Here is an 11,120-nt window from a genome sequence, read left to right on the forward strand (position 1 = left end):
GATGATCCTGCGTAAACAGTTACACCGTCTCGCGAACAAGTTCGCTCCTACCGACAGTCACCTTGCGCTTTAAACCGGCGCAGCCGCGCGGCGTGGGTCGGGCTGTTTGTAGCTATCCGCCGCGCTTTCTTCGATGGCTTGCTGGATGGCTTTCTTGCGCTGTTGCTCGGCACGGCGGGTGAAGAACCAGACCAGGAAGGTCGCGCACGAAACGGCCAGCAGAATCAGGCTCGCGACGGCGTTGATTTCCGGCTTCACACCCAGACGCACAGCGGAGAAGACTTCCATCGGCAAGGTCGTTGAACCCGGACCAGAAACGAAGCTCGCGAGTACCAGGTCGTCCAGCGACAGCGCGAAGGACATCATGGCCCCCGCTGCCAGCGATGGCGCGATCATCGGGATGGTGATCAGGAAGAACACCTTCCATGGCCGCGCACCGAGATCCATGGCGGCCTCTTCGATGGACAGGTCCAGTTCACGCAAGCGTGCCGAAACCACGACCGCCACATAGGCGGCGCAGAACGTGGTGTGGGCGATCCAGATGGTGACGATGCCGCGCTCCTGCGGCCAGCCGATCAACTGCGCCATGGCCACGAACAGCAGCAACAGCGACAGACCGGTAATCACTTCAGGCATCACCAGTGGCGCTGTCACCAGCCCACCGAAAAATGTGCGGCCTTTGAAGCGCGTGATGCGGGTCAACACGAAGGCCGCCATGGTGCCCAGCGCTACCGCTGCAATCGCCGTATACGTGGCGATTTCCAGTGAGCGCATCACCGAGCCCATCAGTTGCGAGTTATCCAGCAAACCGACATACCAGTGCACAGACCAGCCGCCCCAGACCGTGACCAGTTTGGACGCGTTGAACGAGTAGATGACCAGAATCACCATCGGCGCGTAGATGAACAGCAGGCCCAGGACCAGCATCATGTTCGAGAATCGAAAGCCTCTCATGCCCTGCCCTCCAGCTCTTTGGCCTGACTGCGGTTAAACAGAATGATCGGCACGATCAGGATCAACAGCATGATCACCGCCAATGCCGAAGCCACCGGCCAGTCACGGTTATTGAAGAACTCTTGCCACAACACGCGGCCAATCATCAGGGTTTCCGGACCACCCAGCAGTTCAGGAATGACGAACTCGCCGACCACCGGAATGAACACCAGCATGCAGCCCGCAATCACGCCGTTCTTGGACAGCGGCACTGTGATCTTCCAGAAGCTGTTGAAGTTACTGGAGCCCAGGTCAGACGCCGCTTCAAGCAGGCTCGGGTCATGTTTGACCAGGTTGGCGTACAGCGGCAGGATCATGAACGGCAGGTACGAATACACCACGCCGATATAGACGGCCAGGTTGGTATTGAGGATCTGCAGCGGCTCGTCGATGAGGCCGAGCCACATCAGGAACGCATTGAGCAAACCGTTGTTGCTGAGGATACCCATCCATGCGTAGACCCGGATCAGAATCGCGGTCCAGGTCGGCATCATGATCAACAGCAACAGCACGGTTTGCAGCTCCTTGCGTGCGGTTGCAATGGCATAGGCCATCGGGAAGCCGATCAGCAAGCACAGCAACGTGCTGAAGAACGCCATTTTCAGCGAACCGAGATACGCCGAAATGTAAAGGTCATCGCCTGTCAGCAGCGCGTAGTTGGCGAAGTTGAGGATGACCTCGAACTTCTGCTCGGCGTAGCTGAAGATTTCCGTGTAGGGCGGAATCGCTACGTCGGCTTCGGCGAAACTGATCTTGATAACGATCAGAAACGGCAAGGCGAAGAACAGGAACAGCCAGAGGAACGGTGCCCCGATGACCAGTTGCCGGCCATTGGGGGTTATCCGGTTCAAGGCGCGCTTGATTTTGCGTATCTTCATGAGCGCAATACCACGCCGCTGTCGTCTTCCCACCAGACAAACACTTCATCGCCCCAGGTCGGCCGGGTGCCTTGACGCTCGGCGTTGGCAACGAACGACTGCACCAGCTTGCCGCACGGCAGTTGCACGTAGAACACCGAATGGCCGCCCAGGTACGCGATGTCGTGGACTTTACCACGCGACCAGTTGTATTCGAATGCTGGCTGTTCGGTGGTGACCAGCAACTTCTCTGGACGCAACGCGTAAGTGATGTGCTTGTCTTCCACGGAGGTTGTCACGCCGTGGCCAACGTAGATATTGCGTTCCAGCTCGGGGCTTCGAATCAGGGCATGGCCTTCCATGTCCTCGATCACTTCGCCTTCGAACAGGTTGACGTTACCGATGAATTCGCAGACCAGACGGCTGGTCGGGGTTTCGTAGATGTCGATCGGGCTGCCAATCTGAGCGATCCAGCCCAGGTGCATGATCGCGATGCGTTCAGCCATGGTCATGGCTTCTTCCTGGTCGTGGGTCACCATCACACAGGTCACGCCGACCCGCTCGATGATTTCCACCAGTTCCAGTTGCATCTGCGAGCGCAGTTTCTTGTCCAGCGCGCCCATGGGTTCGTCGAGCAACAGCAACTTGGGCTTCTTCGCCAGGGAACGAGCCAGCGCTACCCGCTGACGTTGACCGCCGGACAGTTGATGAGGCTTGCGACGCGCGTACTGGGTCATCTGCACCAGCTTGAGCATTTCCGCCACGCGTTCGGTGATTTCCGACTTGGGCAGTTTGTCCTGCTGCAGACCGAACGCGATGTTCTGCTCCACGGTCATGTGCGGGAACAACGCGTAGGACTGGAACATCATGTTGATTGGACGTTCGTACGGCGGCATGTCGGTAATATCGACGCCATCAAGGAAGATCCGCCCTTCTGTCGGCCGCTCGAAACCGGCCAGCATGCGCAGCAGCGTTGACTTGCCGGAGCCGGAGCCGCCCAGCAAGGCGAAAATCTCGCCCTTGTTGATTTGCAGGGACACGTCGTCCACGGCAATCGTCTCATCGAATTTCTTCGTGACCCGATCGATCTTGACCAGCACCTGTTTGGGTTGCTGATCGCCTTCGAGTGATTTCTTGTAGGCGCCGGAGGCAACTGCCATGGGTGAAACTCCCAACTGGTTTGCAGCCCGGCCTGCATGACCGGGCGCGAGGTCTTTATTTACCGGACTTGATTCGAGTCCAGCTGCGCGTCATCACGCGCTGAATCTTCGGCGGCAGCTCGGAGTTGACGTACAGGCGCTCCTGCACTTCCTTGGACGGGTAAACCGCCTCGTCCGCGCGAATGTCTTTGTCCATGAACTCGTCGGAAGCAGGGTTCGGGTTGGCGTAACCCACTTCGTCACTGACTTCAGCAATAACTTTAGGCTCAAGCATGTAGTTGATGAATGCGTGGGCCTGCTTGGTATTTTTCGAGTCCGCCGGGATTGCCAGCATGTCGAACCACAGGTTGCCGCCCTCTTTCGGGATGCTGTAGGCGATGTTCACGCCTTTGCCTGCTTCCTCTGCCCGGGACTTGGCCTGGAACACGTCACCCGAGAAACCGGCCGCCACGCAGATGTCGCCGTTGGCCAGATCGGTGATGTATTTCGAGGAGTGGAAATAGGTCACGTAAGGACGAATCTCCATCAGCTTGGCTTCGGCCTTTTTGTAGTCGGCCTCGTTCGTGCTGTTGGGATTCAGGCCCAGATAATTGAGCATTGCCGGGAGCATTTCATCGGCAGAATCGAGCATGGCTACGCCGCAGCTCTGCAGCTTCTTGATGTTTTCGGGTTCGAACAGCACCGACCAGGAATCGATCTTGTCGACGCCCAGCACCGCTTTGACTTTCTCGACGTTGTAACCGATGCCGTTGGTGCCCCACAGATACGGCACGGCGTACTGGTTACCCGGATCGTTTTTCTCCAGACGCTTGAGCAGCGCCGGGTCTAGATTTTTGTAGTTCGGCAACTGGGTCTTGTCGAGCTTCTGGAACGCGCCTGCTTTGATCTGTTTGCCCAAGAAGTGGTTGGACGGCACGACAACGTCATAGCCCGTGCGACCCGCAAGCAGCTTGGCTTCCAGGGTTTCGTTAGAGTCGAACACGTCGTACATCGGCTTGATGCCGGTGGTTTTCTCGAAGTCTTCGAGAGTGGTTTTGCCGATGTAATCGGACCAGTTATAAATATGCACGGTGGATGCCGCGTGCGCTGCGACGGTAGCAGTGAGCGTGGCGGCGGCGAGCATGGATTTGGCAAATAAAGAAATAGACACGTGAACAATCCTTTTTGAGGTGGGGTCTGGTGCCCGTGTCGGGAAGTTGAGCAGATCAGGTCGAAAAAATCCGGGGGCGCAACTTACCGTTGTTGACCGCGTATCGCAAAAAAACTTTATGTGACATTGCCTTGGGATGGACCGGTAGGAGCGACCGGGGTGGCGATCCACCTTGTTCGCGAGGGCGTCGGCAAATTCAACATATTAGTGCCTGACATACCGCCTCGCGAACAAGTTCGCTCCTACCGGGATCTACTTATTTACCCGACTTAATCTTGGTCCAGCTGCGGGTCATGATCCGCTGCGTGGCGGCTGGCAAGTCAGCGATGGCGTAAAGCTTGGCCAGCACATCAGCAGGCGGGTAGACGCCTGGATCGCTGGTGATGTCTTTATCGACCAGAGCAGTTGCTGCCGAGTTGCCGTTCGGGAAGCGTACTTCGTTGGTGATCTCGGCCATGATTTCCGGCTGCAGCAGGAAGTTCATGAACTTGTAGGCCCCTTCGACGTTTTCTGCGTCTTTAGGAATTGCCACCATGTCGTAGAAGCTGCCAGCACCCTCTTTCGGAATGTTGTAGCTGACCTTCACCTTGCCACCGGCTTCTTCAGCACGGGATTTGGCCTGGTAGATATCGCCCGAGTAACCCACGGCTACGCAGATATTGCCGTTGGCCAGGTCGGAGATGTACTTGGACGAGTGGAAGTAACCAATCGAAGGACGGATTTTCATGAACAGCGCTTCGGCTTCAGCCAGCTGTTTCTTGTCCTGGCTGTCGGTTGGATAACCCAGGTAATGCAGGGCAATCGGCAGCATTTCGGTTGGCGAATCGAGGAAGCTGATGCCACAGGATTTCAGCTTGGCTGCGTTCTCTGGCTTGAACAGCAGGTCCCACGAGTTGACAGGTGCGTCGGCACCCAGTGCGGCTTTGACTTTGTCCGGGTTGATACCGATACCAATCGAGCCCCACATGTACGGGAAGGCGTGCTTGTTGTCCGGGTCGCTGACCGATACGGCTTTGAGCAGGTCGGTGTTCAGGTTTTTGTAGTTGGACAGCTTGGACTTGTCCAGCGGCTGGTAAACCCCGGCTTTGATCTGCTTGGCCAGGAAGTTGTTCGACGGCACGACGATGTCGTAACCGGACTTGCCGGCAAGCAGCTTGGCTTCAAGGGTTTCGTTGCTGTCGAACACGTCGTAGACGACTTTGATGCCCGACTCTTTTTCGAATTTGGAGATGGTGTCCTTGGCGATGTAATCGGACCAGTTGTACACGTGCAGCACTTTGTCGTCGGCCTGCGCAGCGGCGGCCACAACGCCCATGAGGGACAAAGCGAGGAGGGTCTTGCCAAATTTCTTCATGTGTACAACTCCAGTGTTATTAGGTAGCGGCTTCTAGCCATTAGTCTGGCAAGTTCCTGACCGGTGTTTCAAGCCCACGATGATCCCTGTGGGAGCGGTGCTTGCCCGCGATAAGGGCGATGCGGTCTAAAGTGAACCGAGTGCACCTTATCGCGGGCAAGCACCGCTCCCACAGGTCTAGCCCTGCAACTGCGCCAACGTCAGATCCAGGCACTTGCGGGCTTTTTCGACCAACTCATCAATTTCCGCAAAGCTGATCACCAACGGTGGCGCGATGATCATGGTGTCGCCTACAGCCCGCATAATCAGGCCATTGTTGAAGCAGAAGGTTCGACAAATCATGCCCGCCCCTTTGCCGGTGTAACGCTCGCGGGTTGTCTTGTCCCTGACCAGTTCAATGGCCCCCAACATACCGACGCCGCGGACTTCACCCACCAGCGGATGATCGCTCAGCTCACGTAGACGCTTTTGCAAGTATGGTGCCGTTTCCGCGTTGACGCGTTCGACGATTTTCTCTTCGCGCAGGATGCGAATGTTCTCCAGCGCCACGGCCGCTGCGACCGGATGCCCGGAGTAGGTAAAGCCGTGGTTGAAGTCACCGCCTTCGTTGAGCACGGCCACCACTTCGTCACGCACAATCAGGCCGCCCATGGGGATGTAACCCGAGGTCAGGCCTTTGGCGATGGTCATCATGTCCGGTTTGAGGCCGTAGAAGTCGCTACCAAACCACTCACCCGTTCGCCCGAAACCACAGATCACTTCGTCGGCGACGAACAGAATGTCGTACTTGTCGAGGATTTCTTTGATCTTCGGCCAGTAGCTTTCCGGAGGCACGATAACCCCGCCCGCGCCCTGAATCGGCTCGGCAATAAAAGCACCGACGTTGTCCACGCCCAGTTCAAGAATCTTCTTTTCCAACTGCTCGGCAGCCCAGATACCGAACTCGTCCGGCGTCATGTCGCCGCCTTCGCCAAACCAGTATGGCTGCGGGATGTGCACGATGCCCGGGATCGGCAAGTCGCCCTGCTCGTGCATGTAGGTCATGCCACCCAGGCTTGCGCCCGCGACTGTCGAACCGTGGTAACCGTTGACCCGACTGATGATGGTTTTCTTGTTCGGCTGGCCCTTGATCGCCCAATAGTGACGAACCATGCGCAACATGGTGTCGTTGCCTTCTGAACCGGAACCGGTGAAGAACACATGGTTCATGCCTTCAGGGGCGATTTCGGAGATGACTTTGGCCAACTCCAGCACCGGCGGGTGGGCGGTCATGAAGAACAGGTTGTAATACGGCAGCTCGCGCATCTGTCTGGCAGCCGCGTCGGCCAGTTCTTCACGACCATAACCGATGGCGACACACCACAGGCCGGACATGCCATCGAGGATCTTGTTGCCCTCGCTGTCCCATAGATAAACCCCGCTGGAACGGGTGATGATCCGCGGGCCGACTTCCTTGAGTTGCTTGTAATCGCTAAACGGGGCCAGGTGATGCTCACTGCTCAAGGCCTGCCATTCGCGGGTTTGCGGGTTCTTGGAACTCATGTACAACTCCATATTAAATGCGCAGGAGGCTCTATGTTTGCGCGCATGTTTATGCGGCCGCATCAGCGTCGTGGGACCGGCTTTAGCCGGGAAGGCTGCTTGGCAGACAACAAAGATTTATCGGCTGCCCCGGCCTCTTCCCGGCTAAAGCCGGTCCCACGTCATCTCAACCGCTCGCTCCAATAGGTCCTATGGCATCAAACCGCAAACAACAGGAACTCGCGCTCCCACGAACTGATCACGCGTTTGAAGTTTTCATGCTCGGCACGTTTGACCGCGACGTAGCCCTTGATGAATTTCTCACCCAGGTATTTCTCGACGGTCTTGCTGTTTTCCATGCGCTCCAATGCGTCTTCAATGGTCAGCGGCAGGCGCAGGTTGCGTCGCTCGTAACCACGGCCGACGACCGGAGCGCTTGGGTTAATGTGTTCCACCATGCCAATAAAGCCGCACAACAGGCTCGCAGCGATGGCCAGATACGGATTGGCGTCTGCGCCCGGCAAGCGGTTTTCCACGCGACGGTTCTGCGGACCTGCATCCGGAACACGCAGGCCAACGGTACGGTTTTCTTCGCCCCACTCGACGTTCACCGGTGCCGAGGTATCCGGCAGGAAGCGGCGGAACGAGTTGACGTTCGGCGCGAACAGCGGCAACAGCTCAGGGATCAGCTTCTGCAAGCCGCCGATGTGCTGCAGGAACAGCTCGCTCATGGTCCCGTCTTCGTTGGAGAAGATGTTCTTGCCGGTCTTGATGTCGATGATGCTCTGGTGCAAATGCATGGCACTGCCAGGCTCACCCGTCATCGGTTTGGCCATGAAAGTCGCCGCCACATCGTGCTTGAGTGCGGCTTCACGCATGGTGCGCTTGAACACCAGAATCTGGTCTGCCAGCGACAAGGCGTCACCGTGACGGAAGTTGATTTCCATCTGCGCCGTGCCGTCTTCGTGGATCAGCGTGTCGAGGTCTAGGTTTTGCAGTTCGCACCAGTCGTAGACGTCTTCGAACAGCGGATCGAACTCGTTGGCCGCTTCGATGGAGAACGACTGACGACCTGTCTCAGGACGCCCGGAGCGCCCGACTGGCGGCTGCAATGGGTAGTCGGGGTCGTCGCTGCGCTTGGTCAGGTAAAACTCCATCTCTGGCGCGACAATGGGCTGCCAGCCCTGATCAGTGTAGAGCTTGAGGACTTTCTTCAAGACGTTACGCGGCGACAACTCAATCGGGTTGCCCTGCTTGTCGTAGGTGTCGTGGATCACCTGCGCGGTGGGCTCGATGGCCCAGGGCACTACATAAACCGCGTTGGCATCCGGACGGCAGAACATGTCGATGTCTGCCGGGTCGAGCAGTTCGTAATAGATGTCGTCTTCGACGTAGTCACCGGTCACCGTCTGCAGCAATACGCTCTCCGGCAAGCGCATGCCCTTTTCGGCAATGAATTTGTTGGTGGGGGAAATCTTGCCGCGAGTGATCCCGGTCAAGTCGGCAATCATGCATTCGACTTCGGTGATCTTGTGTTCTTTCAACCAATCGGTGAGCTGGTCGAGGTTGGTACTCATAAATACCTCAGGTGGTCAGAGTCCTGATCGCGAATCAGGCGTTAGTTGACGCATCGGCGTCGCGTTGTAGTGCTCGTTTACGGCAGGCATCGCCAAACGCCTGGAAGATGACAAGGTAATCAGGGTTTGCAGTAACTTGCCACTCGGGATGCCATTGCACCCCCAGCGCGAAGCCCGGACTGTCCTGTACCGAGACGGCTTCGACCAAACCATCGGGCGCAATGGCCTCCACGCGCAGGCCCGGCGCCAGGCGCTCGATGCCTTGCCCGTGGATGGAATTAACACGAATTTCACTCGCCAGCCCCAGGCCGTCCAAAACACCGCCCGGCTGGACGCGCATCGGATGACTCGGCGCATACTGGACTTCAACCGGCTCATTCTCCGGTTCACGATGATCCATGAAGCCTTCAGTTTCATGGACGCGCTGATGCAGACTGCCACCAAACGCTACATTCATCTCCTGAAAACCACGGCAAATGCCTAAAACCGGAACACCGGCTGCCACGGCAGCACGAATAAGCGGTAAGGTGGTGCGGTCGCGTTCGGGATCATGAGCAGTACCCGGAGCGCTGGCTGGGCCACTATAGTGGTAGGGTTCGACATTGGAAGGCGAACCGGTGAACAGCAGTCCATCGAGGCTGGAAAGAATATCGGCGGGGTCTAGCAAGGGTCCGAGTGAAGGCAGAATCAACGGTATGCCCTTGGCAGCCACTGCTACCGCACGGACATATTTGTCGCCAGAAACATGATAAGCATGATGACCGATCTGCTTGGTGCAGGCGGTGACGCCGATCAAGGGCAGGCGTGACATGGGACCCCCGTGTTGTTGCTGTTCTGGGTTGCGATCGAGCTTAGCCTTGTTCGTTTTTTTACACAACAGTCCTGTGGAAATCGAACAGGCACCGTGAAAGCCCCGTAATCCGTAGCCTTCCGCTGTTAAATACTTGCCCTGAATTGCGGCAAAAACGGCCTTTTTGCGCCCTTTCGGGGCAAGGGAAGGCTCTATTGACTTCATCATGGCTTTCGGATTGACTGAAACCCGTAAAGCTCGATGATTGATATTTTTAACAACAAAGGTGTTGCATCATGTCGGTACCCCCGCGTGCCGTTCAGCTTAACGAAGCGAACGCGTTCCTTAAGGAACATCCTGAGGTTCTGTACGTTGACCTTCTGATTGCAGATATGAATGGTGTGGTGCGCGGCAAGCGCATTGAACGCACCAGCCTCCATAAGGTTTACGAGAAGGGCATTAACCTGCCTGCCTCTTTATTTGCCCTGGATATCAATGGCTCGACGGTAGAAAGTACCGGCCTGGGTCTGGACATCGGTGATGCGGACCGAATCTGTTATCCAATCCCCGATACCCTGTGCAATGAGCCTTGGCAGAAGCGCCCTACCGCGCAACTGTTGATGACCATGCACGAACTGGAAGGTGACCCGTTTTTCGCCGACCCGCGCGAAGTATTGCGCCAGGTCGTGACCAAGTTCGACGAAATGGGTCTGACGATTTGCGCCGCTTTCGAGCTGGAGTTCTATCTGATCGATCAGGAGAACGTGAACGGCCGTCCGCAACCACCCCGCTCGCCGATTTCCGGCAAACGCCCGCACTCGACACAGGTCTACCTGATCGACGACCTCGACGAATACGTCGACTGCCTCCAGGACATTCTGGAAGGTGCCAAGGAGCAAGGGATTCCCGCTGACGCCATCGTCAAGGAAAGTGCTCCGGCCCAGTTTGAAGTCAACCTGCACCACGTCGCCGACGCGATCAAGGCGTGTGACTACGCGGTATTGCTCAAGCGCCTGATCAAGAACATCGCCTACGACCATGAGATGGACACCACCTTCATGGCCAAGCCTTACCCGGGCCAGGCAGGCAACGGTTTGCATGTACACATCTCGATCCTGGATCGCGATGGCAAGAATATCTTCACCAGCGAGGATCCCGAGCAGAACGCCGCGTTACGTCATGCCATCGGCGGTGTGCTCGAGACCCTACCGGCGCAGATGGCGTTCCTTTGCCCGAACGTCAATTCGTATCGCCGGTTTGGTGCTCAGTTCTATGTGCCTAACTCCCCGAGCTGGGGCCTGGACAACCGTACCGTGGCCGTACGCGTACCGACCGGCTCTGCCGATGCGGTGCGTATCGAGCACCGTGTTGCGGGTGCCGACGCCAACCCTTATCTGTTGATGGCTTCTGTTCTGGCGGGCGTGCATCACGGCCTGACCAACAAGATCGAACCTGGCGCGCCGGTTTCGGGCAACTCGTACGAGCAGAACGAACAAAGCCTGCCGAACAACCTGCGCGACGCATTGCGTGAGCTGGACGACAGCGAAGTCATGGCCAAGTACATCGATCCTAAATACATCGATATCTTCGTCGCTTGTAAGGAAAGTGAGCTGGAGGAGTTCGAACACTCCATCTCCGACCTTGAGTACAACTGGTACCTGCATACCGTTTAACGACTGGTGTGAAGCATGAAAAACGCCGCAGGCCGTGAGGTTGTG

General features: G+C 57.1%; 9 protein-coding genes. 1 reads left to right on the forward strand and 8 read right to left on the reverse strand.

Features of this window, described 5'->3' with window-relative positions; translation table 11 throughout:
- Positions 1 to 69: 69 nt before the first annotated feature.
- The 8 genes from H8S59_RS23245 to H8S59_RS23280 form a co-directional block, all read right to left on the reverse strand.
- Complete coding sequence (locus H8S59_RS23245; protein ID WP_087265880.1) at positions 70 to 954, reverse strand: ABC transporter permease subunit; 885 nt, start codon at positions 952 to 954, stop codon at positions 70 to 72.
- Positions 951 to 1,871 (reverse strand): ABC transporter permease subunit, encoded by a 921-nt coding sequence (locus H8S59_RS23250; RefSeq protein ID WP_087265878.1) that lies wholly within the window; start codon positions 1,869 to 1,871, stop codon positions 951 to 953. Before H8S59_RS23250 ends, H8S59_RS23245 begins: the two co-directional genes overlap by 4 nt.
- Positions 1,868 to 3,010, reverse strand: a complete 1,143-nt coding sequence (gene potA / locus H8S59_RS23255) for a polyamine ABC transporter ATP-binding protein (RefSeq protein WP_095092625.1) — start codon at positions 3,008 to 3,010, stop codon at positions 1,868 to 1,870. Before potA ends, H8S59_RS23250 begins: the two co-directional genes overlap by 4 nt.
- Positions 3,011 to 3,065: 55 nt before the next feature.
- Positions 3,066 to 4,160 (reverse strand): extracellular solute-binding protein, encoded by a 1,095-nt coding sequence (locus tag H8S59_RS23260; RefSeq protein WP_187522945.1) that lies wholly within the window; start codon positions 4,158 to 4,160, stop codon positions 3,066 to 3,068.
- Positions 4,161 to 4,416: 256 nt separating this feature from the next.
- Entirely contained in the window at positions 4,417 to 5,514 is a 1,098-nt protein-coding gene (locus H8S59_RS23265; RefSeq protein WP_095092628.1) for a polyamine ABC transporter substrate-binding protein, read from the reverse strand.
- 177 nt (positions 5,515 to 5,691) lie between these two features.
- Positions 5,692 to 7,056 carry an aspartate aminotransferase family protein gene (locus H8S59_RS23270; protein ID WP_187522946.1) on the reverse strand — a complete coding sequence of 455 codons (1,365 nt, stop codon included), beginning with the start codon at positions 7,054 to 7,056 and terminating at the stop codon, positions 5,692 to 5,694.
- A 197-nt stretch (positions 7,057 to 7,253) separates the two neighbouring features.
- The gene (locus H8S59_RS23275) at positions 7,254 to 8,612 is read right to left on the reverse strand and encodes a glutamine synthetase family protein (RefSeq protein ID WP_095092632.1); all 1,359 of its coding nucleotides are present in this window, start codon (positions 8,610 to 8,612) and stop codon (positions 7,254 to 7,256) included.
- A 34-nt stretch (positions 8,613 to 8,646) separates the two neighbouring features.
- On the reverse strand, positions 8,647 to 9,423 hold the full coding sequence (locus tag H8S59_RS23280; protein ID WP_187522947.1) for a gamma-glutamyl-gamma-aminobutyrate hydrolase family protein: 777 nt from the start codon (positions 9,421 to 9,423) through the stop codon (positions 8,647 to 8,649).
- Between the two features lie 275 nt (positions 9,424 to 9,698).
- On the opposite strand from H8S59_RS23280, the gene H8S59_RS23285 reads away from it, so the two are divergent.
- Positions 9,699 to 11,075 (forward strand): glutamine synthetase family protein, encoded by a 1,377-nt coding sequence (locus H8S59_RS23285; RefSeq protein ID WP_087265866.1) that lies wholly within the window; start codon positions 9,699 to 9,701, stop codon positions 11,073 to 11,075.
- The last annotated feature ends 45 nt before the right edge of the window (positions 11,076 to 11,120 follow it).

The organism is Pseudomonas folii (assembly GCF_014357575.1).
GTDB classification, from domain to species: Bacteria; Pseudomonadota; Gammaproteobacteria; order Pseudomonadales; family Pseudomonadaceae; genus Aquipseudomonas; species Aquipseudomonas folii.

Coding starts and splice junctions, on each gene's coding strand:
- H8S59_RS23270 (WP_187522946.1), bottom strand. CDS start 7,056: ATGAGTTCCAAGAACCCGCAAACCCGCGAATGGCAGGCCTTGAGCAGT.
- H8S59_RS23280 (WP_187522947.1), bottom strand. CDS start 9,423: ATGTCACGCCTGCCCTTGATCGGCGTCACCGCCTGCACCAAGCAGATC.
- potA (WP_095092625.1), bottom strand. CDS start 3,010: ATGGCAGTTGCCTCCGGCGCCTACAAGAAATCACTCGAAGGCGATCAG.
- H8S59_RS23285 (WP_087265866.1), top strand. CDS start 9,699: ATGTCGGTACCCCCGCGTGCCGTTCAGCTTAACGAAGCGAACGCGTTC.
- H8S59_RS23250 (WP_087265878.1), bottom strand. CDS start 1,871: ATGAAGATACGCAAAATCAAGCGCGCCTTGAACCGGATAACCCCCAAT.
- H8S59_RS23265 (WP_095092628.1), bottom strand. CDS start 5,514: ATGAAGAAATTTGGCAAGACCCTCCTCGCTTTGTCCCTCATGGGCGTT.
- H8S59_RS23245 (WP_087265880.1), bottom strand. CDS start 954: ATGAGAGGCTTTCGATTCTCGAACATGATGCTGGTCCTGGGCCTGCTG.
- H8S59_RS23275 (WP_095092632.1), bottom strand. CDS start 8,612: ATGAGTACCAACCTCGACCAGCTCACCGATTGGTTGAAAGAACACAAG.